We start from the raw sequence: 20,478 nt of genomic DNA on the forward strand, positions 1-20,478 counted from the left end.
CCCATGCCCCTGAAACCAGCGTTGAACAAAGACACCCGCCTCTGCATCTCCCTCGCTGCCCGGCCGAGCAACCTCGGCACGCGCTTCCACAACTACCTCTACGCGGAGTTGGGCCTCGACTTCATCTACAAGGCGTTCACGACCACGGACATCGCCACGGCCATCGGCGGGGTGCGGGCGCTGGGCATCCGTGGGTGCTCCGTGTCGATGCCGTTCAAAGAGGACGTCATCGCGCTGGTCGACGAGATGGACGCGTCCGCGACCGCCATCCGGTCGATCAACACGATCGTGAACGACGAGGGCTGCCTGCGGGCCTCGAACACCGACTACATCGCCGCGGCCGAGCTGATTCGCGCGCGCGGTATCGACCCCGCCACGCCGTTCCTGCTCCGCGGCAGTGGCGGGATGGCCAAGGCGGTCGCGGCGGCGTTCCGCGATTCCGGCTTCGAGCAGGGCACCCTGATCGCCCGGAACGAGAGCAAGGGGCGCGCCCTCGCCGACGAGCTCGGATTTCGGTGGGTGGCCGAGCCGACCGGGCTGACCGCCCCGCTGATCGTCAACGTGACCCCGATCGGGATGGCCGGAGGGGCGGAGTCGAATGACTCGGCCTACTCGGACGCGGCCATCGCCGCCGCGACCACGGTGTTCGACGTCGTCGCCCTGCCGGCCGAGACTCCGCTGATCCGCGCCGCCCGGGCGGCCGGGAAGGTCGTCATCACGGGCGCAGAGCTCATCGCGCTGCAAGCTGCGGAGCAGTTCGAGCGATACACCGGGGTTCGTCCGACCCCGGAGCAGATCGTCGCGGCCTCCGAATTCTCACGGAGCCGATAGCCCGCGGCGGGGAGCGAGTGCTAGACAGTGGATAGGGCCGCATTCGGGCGGCCAGTTGTTCGATGAGGAGCATTCCATGAGTATCGAATTCATCCCGAACCGCTTCCAGGGCCAGACCGCGATCGTGACCGGGGCCGGGTCCGGAATCGGGCGCGCCACGGCCATCCGTTTCGCCCGCGAGGGCGCCAGGGTCATCGCCACCGACGTGGTGGCGGACCGCCTGGACCAGTTGACCGCGGACTTCCCCGACCTCGACATCACGACCCTCGTCGGTGATGTGAGCCTGGAGGACACGGCTCAGGCCCTGGTCACGGCCGCGGGCGGCACGGTGGACGTGCTCGCGAACGTGGCCGGCATCATGGATGCGTTCCTCCCGCTGGCCGAGATCGACGACGCCACCTGGGAGCGCGTGTTCGCGGTGAACCTCACCTCGGTCATGCGGCTCACCCGCGCGGTGCTGCCGGGCATGATCGAGGCCGAACACGGCGCGATCGTGAACGTGTCCTCGGAGGCCAGCCTGCGGGCATCCGCGTCGGGGGTCGCCTACGCCGCCTCCAAGCACGCCCTCAACGGGCTGACCAAGAGCGTCGCGGTGGTCTACGGGCCGAAGGGCATCCGGGCGAACGCCGTCGCCCCGGGCGCCGTGAAGACCAACATCGAGGCGCCGTTCAAGTCCGCCTGGGCGCAGGAGCGCCTCGGGCCGCTGATGGCGATCATCCCCACCTTCGCCAAGGCGGAGGAGCTTGCGGCCTCGATCACCTGGCTCGCGAGCAGCGACGCCAGCAACGTCAACGGCGTGATCCTGCCCGTCGACGGCGGCTGGGCCGCCATCTAGCCGAGCGTTCCCGCGCCGGCCCCTGACCGGCCTCGACGAACCAATTCGACGGAGATTCGGCTCTAAAAAACCGGATTCGGGCTGTTCGGGCTGGGTTCGGGCAAAATCTCCGTCGAATTGGTGAGGGGCCGCCGCCCGGCCGCCGCCCCGGGCGCCGTCAGAGGCCGCCCGGCCAGCGGATCGAAGGTCGCGCTCGGGCGCCCCAGCAGGTAGCCCTGGGCCAGCACGCATCCGCTGGCCCGCAGAATCTCGAGCTGGTCGCGGGTCTCCACGCCCTCGGCGACCACCTCGACGCCGAGCTTCAACGCGAGCGCGAGGATTCCCTGCACGAGCGGCACGGAGGCGGCGTCAGGCAGATTCATGATGAAGCTGCGGTCGATCTTGATTTGGTCGACCGGCAGGGTGTTGAGCCAGGCGAGGGTCGAGAAACCCGTTCCGAAGTCGTCGAGTGAAATATGGATGCCCAGACGGCGCAACTCCACTAGCCGTTCGACGATGCCGGGGAGGTCGATGAGAGCGCTGCTCTCCACAACCTCCAGAATGAGCCGCTCCGGGGCGAGGGCATGTCGGTTGAGTGCGGCTCGAACCGTCGGAACCAGTCTCCGGTCGAGCAGCGTGGCCGCGTCGAGGTTGACTGCGACGCCGTATGGCCGCACTGCCGGCCGCGGCCAGTCGGCGACCGCAGCACAGGCGGCTCCGACCACCCACAGGTCCAGTTCGGGCAGCAGGCCCATCTCCTGAGCCAGAGGCAGGAACGCAGCCGGAGCCAGAAGACCCAGCCGGGGGTGCTCCCAGCGGATGAGGGCCTCCGCGCCGACCACGCGCTCCTCCCCCGCACGGGAGATGTCGACGACCGGCTGGAAGTGCAGCCTCATCTGGTTCTCGTCCAGGGCACACGCCAGCTCCAGCGGCAGTGATGGGCCGGTGGCCCCCGGCTCCTCCTGGCGGCCCGCAACGGCGATCTGGTTGCGTCCGGTTCTTTTGGCCGTGTACATGGCGCCGTCGGCTTCGTCGAGCAGGTGCTCGCCGTGGCCTCCCGGTCCCGTGTGGACGGCCACGCCCACACTGGCGGAGATACGCAGGTCCTGGCCGGCCAGGTGGAAGGGATGGTTCAGGCAATCGACTGTCCGGCGGGCCAGCTCGATGGCCGCCGCCTCGCCCTCCAGCTCGGTGACCAGCACCGCGAACTCGTCACCGCCGAGCCGTCCGATCACGTCGCCGCCGCGCACCTCCGCGCGCAATCGCGCCGCGACCTGCCGCAGCAATTCGTCGCCGACCTGGTGGCCCAGGCGGTCGTTGACGCGTTTGAAGTTGTCGAGGTCGCAGAACAGAACGGCCGAGGTGGACCCGTCCCGGCATTCCGACAGTGCGGTGTCGAGTCGGGCCGCGAACAGGACCCGGTTGGGCAGGCCGGTCAAGGCGTCATGCTGCGACTGGTAACGAACCGTGGCGAGCAGCCTGGCCTTCTGCATGGCCGTGGCCCCCTGGTGGCTGACACCCTCGATCCGGGCCATGGCATCGACCAGAACCGCTTCCCCGACCGCGCCGCGCCAGCTGACCGTGGCGACGCCCATCAGCACATCCCCGGCGAGGAGCGGCACCGCCACCAGGCTGTGCACACCGACCGAGCGGACCAGGTCGCCCAAGGCGGGGCTGGCCCCGTCCGCGGTGATCAGAACGAGCTCCTGCCGGGTGAGCAGTCCGATCAATTCCGGCGTCTGGTCGACCGAAATCGTCGTCTGCAGGAACTGTTCGCGCTGGGGGGTTCCGAGCCCGGTGGATGCGACCGGGCGAAGCTCACCGAGGTCGGCGTCCCAGAGCAGGACCGCCGCGGAGTCACTGCCGACGATCGTCGGCAGTGCCAACGCGACGACATCCGCGATCCCCTCGACGCTGTCGCTGGTCGCCAGCTCGTGCGCGAGACTGAGCAGCGCGGCCGTGCGCAGCCCTCCGCGACGGGACTCCTCCAGCGCGGTGAACAGGTCGAGGGCGGCCGCGGCGTGTCCGGCGTACGCCTCGAGCAGGGCCCGGTCGCCGACCATCGCGGTGTGTCCCACGGGGAACAGGGCGGCCAGGTGGCCGTGGATCCTGCGATTCGAGGCGATGTCGACGACCAGCGCGCGCTCGCCCAACTGCTCGCCGCGCAGCATCCGTTCGACCAGATCGTCGGCACGGGCCTCAGTGACCCCTCGGTGGCGCACCAGCGGGGCGCCGCCCCCGTCGGGTTCCACGATGAGCAGGTAGCCCGGCGCGAGCACGGCTGAGCCGGCGCGGTCGACGATCCGGGCAAGCATCTCGTCGAGGTCGTCGCTGCTGACGAGGTCCGCGGCGGCCAGCTGCACCTCCCTGACCTTGTCGCGCAGGACGGTGAGAGACGCGTCGACGAACCGGTTCCTGGCACGCCGGGACCACCAGTGTTCCCGCATTGACCAGGTCAGCTCGTATTCGCACTCCGGGTAACCGTCCGACTGGCACCGAGGGTGACTGACCCGAGCGGGTGCGAGACCGAAGATGGCGGGAACGGACGAGAACAGTCCCTGAGCATATTGGCAGTCCAGTCTGGAGGGCCGATAGCCCTCGTGGAGCCGGTAACCCACCGTCGCCGTGGTCTTGGCGACCTTGATGGCATCCATCGTGGACGTGGTGGTGAACTTCGGCACCATTCGCGGCATCTGGCGATAGATGGCGCCCGGCGAGGCGAACACGCTCAGCAACTGCACGAGCACGGGCTGAATGTCGCCGATCACCGACCCGGCGCCCACCGTGAACATCGTGTTCGGATCGTCGAGCACGGCCGTCGCCGCCTCGAACAGGCGGATGCGGGTGTCGTAGCCGACCCACGTGGACGGGTTCTCAAGAAGGGCCGCATCCTGATGCACGCCCGCCCGCGCGAGCACTTCAGCGACGGCTTCCTCCCCGCCGAGCCGGCGCACGTGGCGCAGGAGCAGGCTGATCGTCGTGCTCGCGGTCTCCCGCGATTCGCCATCCATAGTCCTCCACCCCACCAGTTCATTATCGACGGGATTTCGCGCGGGGTCGGCCGCGACGCCACGAAAAATCGCCGTTCACCGCACTCGCGTGGTGAACGGCGATTCTAGGCCGTGGCGGCTGGTCAGCCGTCGGGCTTGGTCAGCCGTTGATGACCTGGGGCACCCCGAGCGCTTTGAGTCCGTCCACGCCGAATTCCAGGCCGTAACCGGACTGCTTGGAGCCGCCGAACGGAACCATCGGGTGCACTCCGCCGTGGCCGTTGATCCAGACGGTGCCGGTCTCGAGGCGCGCCGCGACTTCGCGGGCCTTGTCGAGGTCGGCCGACCACACGGAGCCGCCGAGCCCGACGTCAACGCTGTTCGCCTCCCGGATCACCGCGTCAAGGTCGGTGTAACGGATGATCGGCAGCGCCGGCCCGAACTGCTCCTCGATGACGAGCGGATTGGCGCCGTCGATGTCGGCGATGAGGGTGGTCGGGTAGAAGTAGCCGGGCTGGTCGAGGTCGGGGTTTCCGCCGATGAGCACGCGGGCGCCGGACTCTTTCGCCGACTCGACCAGACGGGACACGATGTCGAACTGCGCCTGGTTCTGCAGCGGGCCGAGGACGTTCTTCTCGTCGAGCCCGTTGCCCATCGGCATGGCCGCGGCGACAGCGGTGAGCTCCTCGCAGACCGCGTCATAGACGTCGTCGTGCACGTAGAGGCGCTTGAGCGCGGCACAGGTCTGACCGGTGTTGATGAAGGCGCCCCAGAACAGGTTCTGGGCGATGGCCTTCGGGTCGACGTCGGGCAGCACGATGCCGGCGTCGTTGCCGCCGAGCTCCAGGGTGAGGCGCTTGATCGTGTCGGCGGAGCTGCGGATGATCGCCTTGCCGGTTGCGGTCGAGCCGGTGAACATCACCTTGCCGATGTCGGGGTGGGTCGACAGTCGCGCGCCGATCTCGCGGTCGCCCGATACCACGCTCAGCAGGCCGGCCGGCAGCACCTGGTTCATCACCGCGACGAGGGCGAGCACGCTGAGCGGGGTATATTCGGAGGGCTTGACCACGACGGCGTTGCCCATCCGCAGCGCCGGAGCGATCTGCCAGACCGCGATCATCATGGGCCAGTTCCAGGGGCCGATCGCGCCGACGACGCCGATCGGGCGGTAGTGCACCTCGGCGTGAACCTGGCCGTCATCGACGACGACCTCGGCCTCGAGCGGCGTCGCCGCGGTGGCGCGCAGCCAGGCGGATGACGCGCCGACCTCGAAGCGGGCGTTCGGCCCGTTCAGCGGCTTGCCCTGTTCCCGGGAGAGCAGCTCGGCGAGCGGCTCTGCCGCGGCGTCGATGGCATCGGCAACGCGGTTCAGCACCTCGCTGCGGGCCGCGTGACCCAGGGCAGCCCAGGCAGGCTGAGCCGCACCGGCGGCGGTGACCGCGCGGTCGAGGTCCTCGGCGGTGTCCACGGGGGCCAGGCCCACCACCGCACCCGTTGCGGGATCGAAAATTTCTCTCGTCGGTCCCGATGCCGGCGTGATCGTCGCAAGGAGATTGTCGTAGGTGTCCATGGGTCCTCCACTTTGAGTCCGTTAGTTCTCTGAACCTATCCAGCGGATGCCGGGCCCGTTTGTTCCAGCGCGCAGTGCGGTTGTTGCCGGGCGCAGGACCGGCATCCGCTTGCCGTGCGCAGTGAGAGCGGCATCCGTGTGCCGTGCGCCGCCGCGCGGTGGCGGCGACCCCGGGGCCGCTAGGCTTCCCGGCATGGGCAACGACGCACACCCGCCGGTCGGCATCGAGCGGAGCATTCAGCGCAGCAGCCCGCTCACCCGGAAGCTGCTCGCGCCCAACCCCGGACCGATGACCCTCGACGGCACCAACAGCTACCTCATCGCCGCGCCCCGTTCCGCCTCGGCTGTGGTGGTCGACCCCGGACCGCTCGACGACGCCCACCTGGCTGCGCTCGCGGCAACGGGTTCGGTTGCCCTGGTGCTGATCACGCATCGCCATGCGGACCACAGCGCGGCGAGCGCACGGTTCGCTCGGCTCACCGGTGCGCCGGTGCGGGCCCTCGACCCGGCGTTCTGTGTCGATGCCGGACCGCTGACCGACGGAGAGGTGATCGAGGCCGGGGGAACGCGCATCCGTGTCATCGCCACGCCGGGGCACACCGCGGATTCGGCGTGTTTCCAGTTGCCCGATGATGGACCGCACGGGTCGGTGCTCACCGGGGACACGATCCTCGGGCGGGGAACGACGATCATCGCTCCCGACGGCACGCTCGAGGGTTACCTGCGTTCGCTCACCGCCCTGCGGGCGCTCGGGCCCGCCACGGTGCTCCCCGCCCACGGGCCGGTGCTGCCGAACCTCGAGGCGGTCTGCGACGCCTATCTCGCGCACCGCCACCAGCGCCTGGCCGAGGTTCGCCGTGCTCTGGCCGAGCTGGGGCCCGACGCGACGGTCGCGCTGGTCACCGATCGCGTCTACGCCCACACGGATGCTGCCGTCCGCTTCGCCGCCGAGGCCTCGGTTCACGCGCAGCTGGCCTACCTTCGCGGCGCGGAGCCGGTGCCGGTGCCGGTGCCCGCGCTGGTGCCCGCGCCCGCGCCGCCGCTGGTGCCCGAACCGGACCAGTGAAGGTTCCCGGCGCCTCCGGACCGCCCCCGCCCCGGCCGCGCTCCCGGGGGCCCCAGTCCCTCCCGACGGGGAACGAATTCGACGGAGATCTTGCTCTAAACAGCCTGTTTTGGGCCAAAACAGCCCGATTTCGGCAAAATCTCCGTCGAATTGGTTAGTCAGTGAGCTGGTTCGTGGGACCTCGCCGCACCGGGGCAATGCGGGCTCCTCACGCCCGGCGCCGGATTACCGCGGCCGGCCGCGAGGCGCGGCGCCGACCGGCCCCCGCACCCGGCCCGCGTCTCGCACCGAGTTCGACAGTTCCGGTCGAGTTCGACCGGCTCAAGTGTCCGGCTCGACCGGAACGGTCGAACTCGGCGTGACTCATCGCAGAAAGACAGCGTCGACGATCTCCGGGGTACCCTCGGCTCTCACCCGCGCGCAGGCGCGGAACCGACTACATTGAGAGCCATTCGGTGAGATGAAGGGGAGCGACGTGACTCGGCCCAACGGTGTTGGTGTCCATTCCGTCGCGCAGACCGCCGAACCGCCCGCGCGGCGATTCTTGTGGCGTCAACGCCGGGCGGACGCGCTTGAAGGTCTGGCCTGGTTCTCGATGGCCGTGGTGCTGGCTCTCTTCCTGGCCGACGGGGGCTGGACATACTTCACGAATATCCGGGACGTCACCACGGGAATAGGGATAGTGGCCGGCCTGGTCGGAAGCAATCTCCTGCTCGTCATGCTCCTGCTGGCCGCCCGGTTGCCGGTCATCGACGGGGCGATCGGCTACGACCGTGCCCTCGCGGCCCATCGACGGCTCGGCAAACCTGTGCTGTATCTGATTCTCGCCCACATGGTTCTGCTGCTCATCAGCTACGGCCTCGCGCTGGGGCGCAACCCCGTGGCCGAGGCAATCGCCATGATCACGTCCATGCCGGACATGCCGCAGGCCTTCATCGCCCTCGTCCTCTTCGTGCTCGTTGTCGTGACCTCCCTCGTGATCGTGCGGCACAAGCTGCCGTACCTGGCCTGGTACCTGGTGCATCTCCTGGTCTATGCCGCCGTGCTGCTCGCGCTCCCCATCAGTTCGGTCAGGGCGAGCTTTTCGCGGTCGGAACGTGGGCGCGCTGGTACTGGCTGTCCCTGTATGTCGGCACCCTGGCCGCCGTGGCAGTGTTCCGGTTCCTGATCCCCCTCGTTCGCAACCTGCACCACCGGCTGCGGGTGTCAGAGGTGCGCGCCGAGGCTTCCGGCGTAGCGTCCATCGTGATGACGGGTCACGACCTGGACCGGTTGGCCGCGCACGGCGTTCAGTTCTTCAGCTGGCGGTTCTGGTCGCCCGGGCTTCGCCTGGAGGCGCATCCGTATTCACTGTCGGCGGCTCCCGACGGCCGAAGCCTGCGGATCACCGTGCGCAATCTGGGCAACGGGAGTCACCGCCTTCTCGGCGTGCAGCCGGGAACCCGGGTCTTCTTCGAGGGACCGTACGGCCTGTTCACCGCCTCGGCCCGCACCACCGGCAGGGCGGTGCTGATCGGCGGGGGAATTGGAATCACCCCGATCCGAGCCCTCCTGGAGGACATCGACACGCCAGCCGGGGCGCTCACCGTGATCCTTCGCGGCGACGACCCTGAACACGTGTACCTGAGGCGGGAGGTCGAAGAGATCTGTGGCCGTGTCGGCGCCCGCCTCGAGGTGCTCGTGGGTTTGCCACCCCACGAAGGTCATACCTGGCTGCCGTCGGCCGTGTTCGCTGCGGGCCAGACTATTTCGACTCTCGCGCCCGACATCCCCGATGTCGACCTCTTCGTCTGTGGCCCGAAGCCGTGGGCCGAACTCGTGATCCGCGATGCGCGCGAGGCCGGTATTCCCGCACACCGCATCCATGCCGAACGGTTCGACTGGTGATGCGACGCTTGAGCACCGCCATCGTCGGGGTGGGCTCCGTCGCCGTGCTGGTCGTGGGCTGGCTGGCAGGTTCGAACAGGTTCACGGATGACGTACCCGTCGCCCCCTCGACGCGGCTCCCGACCACGACACCAACCTCGCCCCCATCGGATTCCGGGCCGAGTGCGGTTCCGTCGCCCACCGAGGCGGTGCCGCTTGCCACGGCCTACGACGGCCAGCTGATCGAGACCAAGTACGGAACGGTGCAGGTGCGGGTCGTCTTCACGGACGGTGTGATCACGGATGTCGTCGCCCTGAAACTCACCGACACGAGTGAGACCTCGGTGGAGATCAGTGCACGGGCGGCGCCGATCCTGCGGGAGGAGGTGCTGGCGGCGCAGTCGGCTGCCGTGAGCAACGTCAGCGGGGCGACCTACACGTCCCAGGGCTATCTCGGTTCGGTGCAATCGGCGCTCGATGCCGCGGGATTCACGGGATAGCCGGGGCAACCCGATGGGCGTGCACACGTTCGAGACCATGGGCACCGTGGTCAGCATCCGTCTGGCAACGGATGCCGGTGCCAGCGCCGGCGCCCTGGCCGATGTCCACCGGGTTTTCGACGACCTCGACCAACGGTTCAGCCTCTACGCCCCGGAGTCGGAACTGTCGCTGATCGTCGCAGGCGTGCTGCCGCTCTCCCACGCCGGCCCGGAAATGCGCGGCGCCTACACGGATGCCCTGGGCTGGCGGGAGCGCACAAACGGGGCCTTCACCCCGCACCGGCCAGACGGCGTGCTCGATCTATCGGGCCTGATCAAGGGTGTCGCGGTGGAGCAGGCCGGCCTGGTCCTCGAGCGCCACGGACACCGGGTCTTCTCCATCAACGCGGGTGGCGACATCCTGACCGGAGGCGTGCCCGCGGAAGGCACCTGGATCACCGGGATCACCGATGCGGCCGACCGGACCAGGCTGCTGACCAGCGTGGGCCTCACTCCCGACTGGCCGGCCGCGGCGACGTCGGGTTCGGCCGAACGCGGCAACCACATCTGGCGGCGACCAGACACCGACCGATCCTTCCTCCAGGCCACCGTCATCGCCGGGGACATCGTGACCGCGGATGTCCTGGCCACAGCGATCATCGCGGGCGGACGGCCGACGCTGGATCACGTCACCGACAGATTCCGCATCGCCGTGCTCGTGCAACTCGCCGACGGCGCCCTGCTGGCGAACCCGGCCTTCCGCGCGCTCATCGCCCGCGATCCCGACGGCACCCCCAGCAGCATTCCCACAGCATCGGCGGCTGGTTCGTCAACGCAGTCATGAGGGCTCAGGCGATCGACCCGCCTCCCGCTGATCACTCCGCATGACCTCCGGCGCTCGGCGGCCAATCTCGCCATTAACGCCGACGCGAACGTGAGAGCCAACGTCCGCGATAGGAAGTCCTGCGCACGGAGCCGCGACCTGCTCGGAGGCAGTATGCTCAGTGGGCTTCGTGCCGGTCCCGTCTTTGGCGGCGAGATTCGATTGATTCTTCTTTGATTTAAGTGCAAGACTTGCAGAACTATCAAAGGACCGATCAATGAACGACGAGATATCTGCCGCACTCCGGGCAATTCATTCAGGCTCGGCTGTCGCCGACAAGCGCGAAAGTGTAACGCTCGACTTCAAACGTCAAGACAATTCAATCTCGGACACCAGCAACAACATTGCGGACGCCGTGGTCTGCTTCGCTAATGCCGGAGGGGGATCGGTGATTCTGGGGGTTCGTGATCGCATCGAGGGCCCAGATGCAATTGAAGGCACGAGTCTCGACGCATTGGCTTTGCGCAAAAGGATTCGTGAGGTCACCGCACCGAGTCTCGATGCAGTTGTTGCTGAGTTTGAATTTGAGGGCAAACGTCTCCTGGAGATTACCGTTCAGGAAGGTCTCGATGTGTATGTTTCACGCGGCAAGGTTCCGTCCCGGAGATTCAATGACGAATGCATCCCGATGACGACTGCCGAGATTAGCCGCCTCCACCAAGAGCGTCAGGGAGGCGATTGGAGCGCCCAAGACACAGGGCGCCCAGTTCAGGACATCGACCCGGACGCCATACTGAGAGTGAAAGCGCTGCTGCGTCAGCTTCCAGATGAGACTCGCAGAGCGATCGCGGATGCCGACACTGAGTTCATCCTCGCCACTTTGGGATTAATCACCAGCAATGGCACCCTCACTCGCACCGCTTCGATACTCCTTTGTCACAGCGACACGAACCCGACGGTGGAGGTTCTCGTGTATCAGCATCGGGAAAACATGGGAGGAGAAGTCAATGCCGGGCGACGCTGGACAGGCCCGCTACTCACGGCGCTAGTCGATGTCCTAGGAGTCATCGAAGCGCGCGTACAGACGACACCGATCAACCTCGCTTCGGGCCAACAAATTCAGATTCAGGACTACCCACTCGAGGCGGTTCGTGAGGCAGTCGCAAATGCAGTGATGCACGGCGACCATCGGCTTAATCGACCGATCACAATCGAGCATTCCGACCAATCGCTGGAAGTCCGCTCGCCGGGGCCCCTCGTCTCCGGTGTGACGCCGTCCAACATCCTCACACACCCCACGAAACCCCGCTTCCCATTGCTGGCTGACACGATGAGAGGGCTCGGGTTGGCCGAGAAGTGGGGCCAGGGTGTCGACCGCATGTATCGGGAAATGATTCGGAGCGGCAAGAAAGCACCAACGATCGAAGTCTTTGACGGCGATGACCCTGAGACATCGGTTACTTTCAGCGGCGGCAGCCCCAACGCACGTGTCGCGAAATTCTTCTCCACGCTTCCGCCCGGCGTGCAGAACGACACCAACGCACTGGTCGTCGTCTCGATGCTCACCGCCAAGCGCACTGTGACTGCGTTGGAAGTCGCCCCAATGATTCAAAGGGATATCGGCGTGACACAAGCAGAGCTTCAACGTTTGGCGAACGGCGAGGCAGAGCTCATCGAGCCGACGCCACGCACCGTCACCAGAAGCAACCCCGACTACCGGCTGCGAGCGAGTGCGTTGGCAGGGCTCGGATCCGCGCTCGGCTACCAGCCGCGGGGACGAAGCGACCGTGATCAGAAGATCATCGCCCATCTTCACGAGTACGGTTCCATCAACAACGCCACGATCCAGCGCATGTTCGATCTCGACGTCTTTAACGCGCGAAACGTGATTCAGGATCTCGTCGGCCGTGAGATCCTCGTCCGCACAACGAAGGCGAAGAGCGGAACTGCAGTCCGCTATGGACCAGGCGCGAAGTTCCCGGCCCGAGTTAAAGGTCGGAAGAATACGGGTCTTTCTCGGGAGCCGGCGACCCAGCTGGACCTGGAAATAGGCGAGGATTAGGTCACGAAATATTCAATAACCCAACAGATACATCGTGTCTCGACATTCCGCGAAAAGGGCCGCAGGCGTTGCGGCTCAGTCGGGGATGACTGACCGCGCTTCCATTGGCGCTCGGAATTGCTACCTTCGACACCTTCGCTCTTGAGCGGAGAATCCTGTTGCAGCGCGCAGACCCATCGAGGCGTCAATCCTCGCCTGAGCGTGCGTTGATAAAAGCAAAACCCCAAGTGTCTGCTTGGGACAGCAACGTTGCGTGGCACAGCGAGCGAGTTACCCCATACGGGCAACTCACAGGCCGCTGAATCACTGGGCAGTTATTCGGCACTTTCGCGCACATCCTCTTCGCTCTGCCAAATAGCTTGCTACCGGCCGCCAACTCGTCGAGCGACTCCCCCGTAATTGTGAACTACGGGGTGCCACCCTCGAGCAGGAGCGCGAGCTCGTCGAGTTCGACGTCCCAGCCCTCTCGGTTCTGCTCAAGACGCTCGCGACGGTAGAGGGTGCCGCCGGGAAGTGTGTCGAAGCCCGATTCGATCACCGTGACATCCGTCCCGGTACCAGCATCGGCGATGGTAAAGCGCACGTGCGTCGCGTACTCGTCGAGCTCTTCGGCGGGGATTCCCGACCAACGGAAGCCGAACGAGGCGTCGGGCACCACCTCGGTGATTTTAATCGGGAAGCTGCCGTAGTCATCCCAGTCGATGCTGCCAGTAGCACCGGGCTCGAGCGCGGCGAACCCCACACCGTCTCCGAACCACTTGACCATCACCTCGGGGTCGGTCAGCGCCTTCCAGACGCTGGGGCGCGAGGCCTCGATGTGCACGGTGCGGGTCACGGTGTGGCCCTTGATTCTTGCGTGATCAGACACGGTGTTTCCTTCACGTTCGAGCTGAGCGCGACGGGACATTGCCCGCCGAGCGGCACGTCAACTAGTTCCGCAAAACGCACCTCATCGAGCGTACCCATGATTGCGCATCTGTTCACGGGCGGAAGAACTCCTCACTGGGTCAATCCCGGCAAGAAAAACCCCCTGCCTCCCAATCAAATAACGGGCTGCAGGGGGTTTTCCGTGGCGGTACCGGTGGGATTTGAACCCACGGTGGAGTCTCCCCCACACAACTTTTCGAGAGTTGCACCTTCGGCCGCTCGGACACGGTACCGAGGGAAAGTGTAGTTGAGAAGCGGGTGCCGGCGCCAATCGCGATCCGGGCATCCGTGTCTGAACGGCGCGCACCCAGCCGGCCGCTGTAATCTCGCGAGGTGATATCAGCGAACAACCGGCTCCGTTCCCTTGCCCTGACGGTCGGCGCCGTGTCGACGGCCGCCGGCATCGGCGTGGCCGTCGTGGCCAACCACCGGGCCTTCCAGCAGCGCGTCTCCGCGAGCGCTGTCATCCTAAACGAGACCCTGCCGGTGCACTCGCTGTGGTGGCGCACCCGGGCGAAGGACAAGGGCGAGCTCCTCTACGCCGTCATCGGTGACAGCGCCGCCCAGGGGATCGGCGCGAGCTCCCCGCACCGCGGCTACGTCGGCATCCTGGCCGACCAGATCGCGCTGACGACCGCCCGCACCGTGCGGGTGGTCAACCTGAGCGTCTCGGGCGCGACGGTCGGACTGGCCGTGCGCGACCAGCTGCCAAAGTTTGTGAAGCTCACCCCCGACATCGTGACGGTCGCCATCGGCGCCAACGACATAGCCCTCTGGGACGCGGTGGCGTTCGAGGCAGGCATCCGCACGGTCTTCGCGGCACTCCCCCCGCATGCGCTGGTCGCCAGCCTGCCCTGCTTCCACCTGCCCCGCAACGAACGGATGGTCGCAGTCGCCAACCGCATCATCGCCGAGGTGGCCGCGGAGCACCGGCTCACCGTGGTGCCGCTGCACGCGACCACCAAGCGGCTCGGGCTGCGCAGCGTCGCCACGCACGTCGCGGGCGACCTGTTCCACCCCAACAACCGTGGCTACCGGGCCTGGGCCGACGCGTTCCTGCCGGCGCTGGAAGCGAGCCTCACCCGGCGGTTCCCTCCCCTCGAAGCGGAGTCCGCACCGGCGGGCGCGGCGACCTCGGCACCGGCGCCCGCGGCGGCACCCACCACGGCAACGGACCCCGCGGAGGCACCACTCACGGCAACGCCGACCGGGTCCGCAGCCGAAACGACGGCCGCAACAACCCCCAACACAAGCGGTGTCGGCGGCCCCAGCTAGGCTCGCAGGCATGGCCAGACCCGTTTCCAACTTCCGTTGCACCGAATGTGGCTGGACCACCCTGAAATGGGCGGGCCGCTGCGGCGAATGCCAGCAATGGGGCACCGTCGTCGACATGACCGAGAAGGCGAGCCTGGCCCGCGCACTTAAGCCGGCCAGCGTCAGCGGCGACGGCATCGCCCGGCCGATCACCCACGTCGACACCAACGCGGTCTCGCACTGGCCGACCGGCATCGATGAGTTCGACCGGGTGCTGGGCGGCGGCATCGTGCCGGGATCCGTCATCCTGCTCAGCGGCGAGCCCGGGGTCGGCAAGTCCACCCTGCTGCTCGAGGTCGCGTCGAAGGCCGCGGCCGCGAAGTCCCGCGTGCTCTACGTCAGCGCCGAGGAGTCGGTCAGCCAGGTGCGCCTCCGCGCCGAGCGCACCGGGGCGCTGCAGCCCGAACTGTTCATCGCCGCCGAGACCGACCTGGCCACCATCCTCGGCCAGATCGACGCGGTCAAACCCAACCTCGTCATCATCGACTCCGTGCAGACCGTGGCCAGTTCGCTCTCCGACGGCCTCGCCGGCATGCCCAGCCAGGTGCGGGAAGTGGCCTCCACCCTGATTCGGGTCGCCAAAGACCGCGATCTGCCCATCCTGCTGGTCGGACACGTCACAAAAGACGGCACGATCGCCGGCCCCCGCCTGCTCGAGCACCTCGTCGACGTGGTGTGCCAGTTCGAGGGCGACCGGCAGACGGCGCTGCGTTTCGTGCGCGCGCTGAAGAACCGGTTCGGTTCCACCGACGAGGTGGGCTGTTTCGAGATGACCGGCGACGGCATCGCCGAGGTACCCGACCCGAGCGGACTCTTTCTCAGCCGCGGCAACTCGGCCGTCTCGGGTACCTGCGTCACCGTGGCGCTCGAGGGCCGGCGGGCGATGCCGGTCGAGATCCAGGCCCTGGTCATCAAGACCCAGGCCCCCAACCCCCGTCGCGTCACCAACGGCGTGGACTCCTCCCGGGTGGCGATGCTCCTCGCCGTGTTGGAACGGCGGGCGAACCTGACCGGCCTGGGCGGGATGGATGTCTACGTCTCGACCGTGGGCGGCATCCGTCTCACTGAGCCGGCCGCTGACCTCGCCATCGCCCTCGCCATCGCGTCGGCGTTCCGGGACCGGCCGATCGCGCAGAACACGGTCGCATTCGGCGAGATCAGCCTGGCCGGCGAGGTGCGGCCGGTGTCGGCGTCCAAGCTTCGCACGGCCGAAGCGGGCCGCCTCGGCTTCACCACCCGCATCGACGCCGAGGCCGGGTCGATCGGTACCGCGGTCGCCGCGGCGATCGCGACCGGCGTCTCTGCCCGCGAGGCGGAACTGGACCGCTCCTTCTAGGGCCTCGGCTCGCTGAAGCCTCGGATCGCTCAGGCCTCAGATCGAATCTCTCAGAAGGGTGCGGGGTCGCCGGGCGGTTCGGGTGATCCCAATGAATTCGGCGCCACAGGGTGCCCAGGCGTCACAGCTTGCACAGGCGTCACAGCTTGCACAGGCATCACAGGTGCCGCCGCACGGATGACCGTGGCCGGCTCGGTCACAAATGCTCGCCCGCTCGGTGACCTCCACTCCAGAACGCCATTTTCGAGGTGTTTCACGCTCCACCCGGTCTCGCTCTTCAGCGCATGGCACGGCGGACACAGGTGCGCGAGGTTGTCCTCGGCGGTCAAACCGTTGAACTGCCAATCCAACGAATGGTCGATGCCCGAATGGGCCGTCGAACGGTTGCAGCCCGGGAACCGGCACGTCTCGTCCCTCACCCGCAGATACTTTTTGAGGTCCTTGGGCACCTTGTACCGGTCTCGACCGACCGAGAGCACCACCCCGGTCTCCGGGTGCACCAGAAGCCGGGTGAAGCTCGGTGCGCCGGCGGCGATTCGCCGCGCGGTGTCGGCGTCGATCGGGCCGTACCCCTCCAGGTGGGCGGGTTCGTCAGTGAGACCCATCAGGCTGAACACCGGGACCGTGATGTTCACCGAGCCCCGAATGCCCTTGCCGAGTCCCGACGGCGTGACCCCGTCGAGGATGAGATCTTCGAACACGTCCGCCTTCAACTGGGTCAGGGTTCGTTCCTCCTCGGCGCACTGCAGGCTCAGGGCCATCAGCGTCACCCGTTCGTAAGCCGCCTGCGCCTTCTCCGCACTGGCGTAGAAGGTGAGGGATGCCATGCCGTCCTGTTCGGGCTCGAAGAACACGGCCCGGTCAAGCACGGACTTCTGGTACCGGGCCTTGATCGTCTCCGGATGCCACCGCTCTCGCAGAATCCGGGCGTTGTACTTCAGCTTCGACGCGGTGAGAGTGCCTGCCGACTTCAACACCGCGGCTTCGAATTTCGCGCGACCTTCTTCCGGGACACTCCAGGCCTGGTTGACCACCACCTGCGCGTGCCGGTAGCTGATCTCTCCCGACGCCAGCGCAGCCCGGGTCGCGGGGAGATCCACGGCCAGGGCCCGGCTCTCCGCGACCAGGTTCTCCGCCGTGCGCTGCGGCACCCGGATCGTGCAGGCCAGCTCGCTCGAGAACTCCCGCTCGGCGACCTCCCGTGCGTCCCAGCGGGCCCCCGGCCCCCGGGCCGCGGTGCGGGCGATGGCCTGCCCGAATCGGCGGGCATCCTCGACCCGTTCCGCCCGCCGGGCGAAGGCCGCGGCGAGGTCCCGCTCGGCCTCGGCGATGGCATCGAAATGCCGGCCCATGGCCTCACGCTCTTCAATGAATGACGGCTTCATGAGGGACAGATTACGGGCACCCACCGACACTCCCCCGGCATCCGTGCACACGGTGGAAAACCCGATCAAGGCCACATTGTGGAGGGATCGGACAGGGTCCAAACTAGGGTGGGGACGCGGCCGCGCTAAGCGTGCACGACCTGGTTTCGGCCGGCCTGCTTGGCTACGTAGAGGCGGGTGTCCGCGGCCCGCAGCAGGTCCGAGGTGTGTTCGCCGTCGAGCGGCGCCACCGCCACGCCGATGCTCGCCGTCACGGGCAGGTTCTCGGTGATCGGCCACCAGTCGAAGTCGGCGATGGTTCGCCCGAGCTCGTCGAAGACGGCGCGGGCCTGGTTCGCATCCGTTTCCGGCAGGATCAGCAGGAATTCCTCGCCACCCAGCCGCGCGGCGATCCCGCCCGGCACGGCCCATACGGCGTCGATCAGGATGCGCCCGATCGCGCGCAGCACCTCGTCGCCGATCTCGTGGGAGAACGTGTCGTTGATGCGTTTGAAGTGGTCCAGGTCGAGCATCGCGACCGCCAGTTCCGGTCCGCCCTCCCGCAGCCTCATCAGGGCCAGACCGAGGTGCTCGTCGACGAACCGCCGGTTGTGCAGCCCGGTCAGCGGGTCCCGTTCGGCCAGCTCGCGATACCGGTCGCTCTCCCGACGGGACTCCGCGGTCTGGAACATGGCATCGAGGATGCGTCCCCGCGCCTCGTTCTCGCTCGCGCCGAGGGCCTCGAACTGCTCGTGGTAGTGGCGGTAGGCCTCGAACGCGAAGCGGTAGTCGTCGTTCGCGGCATGAGTCTCGGCCTGCTCGCGGGTCGTTTCCGTCAGCCAGCGATTGAGACCGTTGCGCTGGGCGATGTCACGGCAGCGGTCGATCACGAGCTGCGCCTTCTCGAGCCGCCCGTCCAGGCGGTACAGCTGGGCCAGGGCGACCAGGGCGGCCGCGGAGCTGTCCGGGTGCGCGTCGCTGATGGCAGGGTCCATGGCCGTCAGCAGCATCTGCTCCGCCTCGTCGATGCGACCCACCGTCAGGTAGATCCGCGCGATCGTGTCCCGGGCGGACATCCCGATCTGGCGGTCGCTGAGCTCCGACAGACCGACCAGGCGGTCGACCGCGGCGAGGGCCTCGACCTGGTTGTGTGCCAGGTGCTCCGTGAAGGCCAGGTTGTTGAGGATGATGTAACGGATGTTGGTTTCCGGGTCATCGATCACCAGCCGCAGCGCATCGTCATACCGCCTCCGCGCCTCGTCGAGAGAACCTGCCGAGCCGAGGGCATCCGCGAGGCACTTACGGGCGGCGGCCCGCATCAGCGGAGTCTCGGACTCGTCGAGCAGATCGTTCGCTGTGACGGCATGCTCCAGCGCGAGGGCGCGATCGCCGACCATCTCGAAGACCGAGCCCAGAACGTCGTGGCACCGGGACTGCAGCGCGACCTCGCCGTGCTGTTCCGCCCAGCCCAGGATCTGCTGCACATCGGTGGCGATCTGGCCCGGGTCGGTGCGATGGATGCGCACGGCGGCGATCAGCACAATCAGGCGGCGCGACGTGGCCCCCGAGTCTGCCTCGCCGAGTTCCGCGAGCCACTCCTCGGCGGCTTGGAGCGCCACGTCCCGGTCGATCCAGAACTCTCGTTCAATGCGCGCCAAGCGTGCGGTGTCCCGACCACGCACAGTCCCCACCACCACGTCCTGCTCCCTGACAGATGCAGAAAGCAGACCGTGAAAAGTCCGTCGGATGCTCCGCTGGTGAGAGCGGGCCGAACACTGTCGCGCTCAGCCTAGCGTGGGCCGCCTGCTCGGCCGGGTGTTTGCGAACCCCCAGCCTGAGGGGAGAAGAGGCGAGTTACTCGCCGTCGCCATCGCTGTCGCTGTGAGCGGGTTCGTCTTCGCCCGGGAGCGGACCCAGAGCCCGCAACAGGTCGGCCGGGGCAGCCTGCATCACGTGCGGGCCGGCGATGTCGAAGAACACCATCTCCAGCACCTGCTTGTGCACGGTGAGGAACTCCCGCAGCCACTGGCCGTCGGCGACCATCACCTGCGGGTCGACCTCGTCCGGCACCATGCGGGCATAGTTCTCGGCGGAGGAGAAGAGCAGCAGCATGCGCCGGTCGGTGCCCTCGCGCCCGAACACGCGCACCTGCTCCGCCTGGCCGTTGACGACCAGCTGGGGCACGATCATCACGTCGTTGCGCAGGGCGTAGGCCACGGCGACCACGTCCTGCTCGGCCAGAGCAGTGGCAAGGGCGAGGGAATGGGTCGGTGGAGTCGCGTCAGTCACGGCATCCATTCAACCAGTTGATCAGGACAGGAAGAACTGCTTCGGCGTGGCCGACTCGATCCCGTCGACGGAGACGCTTAGGTTGTACGCCGCTCCCCCGGCCGGCGCGGCGTCGCGGGTGGCCTCGTCGCAGGTGTCCGGGCTCGACCGCACCCGCTCCCACTCGATGGCGGCCGACGAGCTCACCGGCTGGCCGGGCTTGAGGGTCACCTCGGCGTCGGCCGGGTCGGTGAGGCAGTCGGTGGACGTCCAGTAGACGTCCGCGCCGCTGGAGATCGTGAAGACCTGCTTCGACGTTCCCACGTTGATCACGCAGGGCTCGGTGCCGGTGTTCGTCAGGCTGAGCGAGAGTGCCGGCTGCTGTCCGGGCTCGTAGCTGACCGCGTCGGTGATGGCCTCCACCTGCACCCTCGCCGGGTTGCAGGCGGATGCCCCGGCGGCCGGGTCGGACGCCGCGGCGGCCGGCGCATCCGTCGTTGCGGCGCTGGCCGCCGATTTCGGGGCGGTGCCCTGCTCGTCGGGGCCCGCACCGGGCCGCACGATGATCAGGAAGATAATGACAAGCACGAAGAGCAGGCCCACACCCACGATGAGGCGACGGCGCCAGTACACCTTGCTGGACTGGGGCCCGACCGGATGTTTGATCGTCGACATGACCCAAGGCTAACGAGGTATACCGGCGCCGCCGGGGAATGCTCAGCGTGTCGAGCGGGAATATAGGAAGAGGCGCGGCCGAGCCCGGAGAGG

Annotated in this window: 17 protein-coding genes and 1 tRNA gene; 10 read left to right on the top strand and 8 right to left on the bottom strand. The window is 67.5% G+C overall.

The features are described from left to right. The first annotated feature begins 3 nt into the window (after positions 1 to 3). The gene (locus tag E3T37_RS10955; protein WP_134366816.1) at positions 4 to 831 is read left to right on the top strand and encodes a shikimate 5-dehydrogenase; all 828 of its coding nucleotides are present in this window, start codon (positions 4 to 6) and stop codon (positions 829 to 831) included. Positions 832 to 907: 76 nt separating this feature from the next. Next, complete coding sequence (locus E3T37_RS10960) at positions 908 to 1,666, top strand: SDR family NAD(P)-dependent oxidoreductase (RefSeq protein WP_134366817.1); 759 nt, start codon at positions 908 to 910, stop codon at positions 1,664 to 1,666. 62 nt (positions 1,667 to 1,728) lie between these two features. On the opposite strand, the gene E3T37_RS10965 is transcribed toward E3T37_RS10960, so the two are convergent. Further along, a complete protein-coding gene (locus tag E3T37_RS10965; RefSeq protein WP_134366818.1) occupies positions 1,729 to 4,656 on the bottom strand; it encodes a bifunctional diguanylate cyclase/phosphodiesterase in 2,928 nt (975 codons plus the stop codon). A gap of 139 nt (positions 4,657 to 4,795) precedes the next feature. Continuing rightward, entirely contained in the window at positions 4,796 to 6,205 is a 1,410-nt protein-coding gene (locus E3T37_RS10970) for an aldehyde dehydrogenase family protein (protein ID WP_134366819.1), read from the bottom strand. Between the two features lie 193 nt (positions 6,206 to 6,398). Here E3T37_RS10970 and E3T37_RS10975 point away from each other — a divergent pair, with 193 nt between their 5' ends. The 6 genes from E3T37_RS10975 (at position 6,399) to E3T37_RS11000 (ending at position 12,501) form a co-directional block, all read left to right on the top strand. Beyond that, on the top strand, positions 6,399 to 7,271 hold the full coding sequence (locus E3T37_RS10975) for an MBL fold metallo-hydrolase (RefSeq protein ID WP_134366820.1): 873 nt from the start codon (positions 6,399 to 6,401) through the stop codon (positions 7,269 to 7,271). Positions 7,272 to 7,746: 475 nt separating this feature from the next. Beyond that, complete coding sequence (locus E3T37_RS10980) at positions 7,747 to 8,439, top strand: ferric reductase-like transmembrane domain-containing protein (RefSeq protein ID WP_160141064.1); 693 nt, start codon at positions 7,747 to 7,749, stop codon at positions 8,437 to 8,439. Next, positions 8,418 to 9,158, top strand: coding sequence for a hypothetical protein (locus E3T37_RS10985; protein WP_134366822.1), 741 nt, complete (start codon positions 8,418 to 8,420; stop codon positions 9,156 to 9,158). The genes E3T37_RS10980 and E3T37_RS10985 overlap by 22 nt, the downstream gene beginning before the upstream one ends. Then, positions 9,158 to 9,637 carry an FMN-binding protein gene (locus E3T37_RS10990; protein ID WP_134366853.1) on the top strand — a complete coding sequence of 160 codons (480 nt, stop codon included), beginning with the start codon at positions 9,158 to 9,160 and terminating at the stop codon, positions 9,635 to 9,637. The genes E3T37_RS10985 and E3T37_RS10990 overlap by 1 nt, the downstream gene beginning before the upstream one ends. Before the next feature lie 13 nt (positions 9,638 to 9,650). Further along, the gene (locus E3T37_RS10995) at positions 9,651 to 10,460 is read left to right on the top strand and encodes an FAD:protein FMN transferase (protein WP_241976192.1); all 810 of its coding nucleotides are present in this window, start codon (positions 9,651 to 9,653) and stop codon (positions 10,458 to 10,460) included. Between the two features lie 256 nt (positions 10,461 to 10,716). After that, positions 10,717 to 12,501 carry an ATP-binding protein gene (locus tag E3T37_RS11000; RefSeq protein ID WP_134366823.1) on the top strand — a complete coding sequence of 595 codons (1,785 nt, stop codon included), beginning with the start codon at positions 10,717 to 10,719 and terminating at the stop codon, positions 12,499 to 12,501. A 406-nt stretch (positions 12,502 to 12,907) separates the two neighbouring features. Here the strand turns inward: E3T37_RS11000 and E3T37_RS11005 are convergent, their stop codons facing one another. Next, positions 12,908 to 13,369: an SRPBCC domain-containing protein gene (locus E3T37_RS11005; RefSeq protein WP_160141063.1), complete on the bottom strand. Its 462-nt coding sequence runs from the start codon at positions 13,367 to 13,369 to the stop codon at positions 12,908 to 12,910. Between the two features lie 202 nt (positions 13,370 to 13,571). Then, positions 13,572 to 13,661: transfer RNA gene (locus tag E3T37_RS11010), tRNA-Ser, on the bottom strand. A gap of 100 nt (positions 13,662 to 13,761) precedes the next feature. Here E3T37_RS11010 and E3T37_RS11015 point away from each other — a divergent pair. After that, positions 13,762 to 14,703, top strand: a complete 942-nt coding sequence (locus tag E3T37_RS11015) for an SGNH/GDSL hydrolase family protein (protein ID WP_241976067.1) — start codon at positions 13,762 to 13,764, stop codon at positions 14,701 to 14,703. A 10-nt stretch (positions 14,704 to 14,713) separates the two neighbouring features. Next, positions 14,714 to 16,078: a DNA repair protein RadA gene (gene radA / locus E3T37_RS11020; protein WP_134366825.1), complete on the top strand. Its 1,365-nt coding sequence runs from the start codon at positions 14,714 to 14,716 to the stop codon at positions 16,076 to 16,078. 50 nt (positions 16,079 to 16,128) lie between these two features. On the opposite strand, the gene E3T37_RS11025 is transcribed toward radA, so the two are convergent. The 4 genes from E3T37_RS11025 to E3T37_RS11040 all read right to left on the bottom strand — a co-directional run bounded on the left by E3T37_RS11025 (position 16,129) and on the right by E3T37_RS11040 (position 20,385). Beyond that, positions 16,129 to 17,463: an HNH endonuclease signature motif containing protein gene (locus E3T37_RS11025; protein ID WP_134366826.1), complete on the bottom strand. Its 1,335-nt coding sequence runs from the start codon at positions 17,461 to 17,463 to the stop codon at positions 16,129 to 16,131. A 125-nt stretch (positions 17,464 to 17,588) separates the two neighbouring features. Further along, complete coding sequence (locus tag E3T37_RS11030; protein ID WP_134366827.1) at positions 17,589 to 19,100, bottom strand: diguanylate cyclase; 1,512 nt, start codon at positions 19,098 to 19,100, stop codon at positions 17,589 to 17,591. Positions 19,101 to 19,296: 196 nt separating this feature from the next. Continuing rightward, positions 19,297 to 19,731: a dehydrogenase gene (locus tag E3T37_RS11035; RefSeq protein WP_241976069.1), complete on the bottom strand. Its 435-nt coding sequence runs from the start codon at positions 19,729 to 19,731 to the stop codon at positions 19,297 to 19,299. 21 nt (positions 19,732 to 19,752) lie between these two features. Next, complete coding sequence (locus E3T37_RS11040) at positions 19,753 to 20,385, bottom strand: hypothetical protein (protein ID WP_134366829.1); 633 nt, start codon at positions 20,383 to 20,385, stop codon at positions 19,753 to 19,755. Between the last annotated feature and the right edge of the window lie 93 nt (positions 20,386 to 20,478).

Origin of the sequence: Cryobacterium sp. TMT2-10 (genome assembly GCF_004403075.1) — a bacterium.
Lineage (GTDB): Bacteria > Actinomycetota > Actinomycetes > Actinomycetales > Microbacteriaceae > Cryobacterium > Cryobacterium shii.

What these genes read in the sequence shown, in the direction of transcription:
- E3T37_RS10955 (WP_134366816.1), top strand. Translation starts at nt 4, where the DNA reads ATGCCCCTGAAACCAGCGTTGAACAAAGACACCCGCCTCTGCATCTCC.
- E3T37_RS10960 (WP_134366817.1), top strand. Translation starts at nt 908, where the DNA reads ATGAGTATCGAATTCATCCCGAACCGCTTCCAGGGCCAGACCGCGATC.
- E3T37_RS10965 (WP_134366818.1), bottom strand. Translation starts at nt 4,656, where the DNA reads ATGGATGGCGAATCGCGGGAGACCGCGAGCACGACGATCAGCCTGCTC.
- E3T37_RS10970 (WP_134366819.1), bottom strand. Translation starts at nt 6,205, where the DNA reads ATGGACACCTACGACAATCTCCTTGCGACGATCACGCCGGCATCGGGA.
- E3T37_RS10975 (WP_134366820.1), top strand. Translation starts at nt 6,399, where the DNA reads ATGGGCAACGACGCACACCCGCCGGTCGGCATCGAGCGGAGCATTCAG.
- E3T37_RS10990 (WP_134366853.1), top strand. Translation starts at nt 9,158, where the DNA reads ATGCGACGCTTGAGCACCGCCATCGTCGGGGTGGGCTCCGTCGCCGTG.
- E3T37_RS10995 (WP_241976192.1), top strand. Translation starts at nt 9,651, where the DNA reads ATGGGCGTGCACACGTTCGAGACCATGGGCACCGTGGTCAGCATCCGT.
- E3T37_RS11000 (WP_134366823.1), top strand. Translation starts at nt 10,717, where the DNA reads ATGAACGACGAGATATCTGCCGCACTCCGGGCAATTCATTCAGGCTCG.
- radA (WP_134366825.1), top strand. Translation starts at nt 14,714, where the DNA reads ATGGCCAGACCCGTTTCCAACTTCCGTTGCACCGAATGTGGCTGGACC.
- E3T37_RS11025 (WP_134366826.1), bottom strand. Translation starts at nt 17,463, where the DNA reads ATGAAGCCGTCATTCATTGAAGAGCGTGAGGCCATGGGCCGGCATTTC.
- E3T37_RS11040 (WP_134366829.1), bottom strand. Translation starts at nt 20,385, where the DNA reads ATGTCGACGATCAAACATCCGGTCGGGCCCCAGTCCAGCAAGGTGTAC.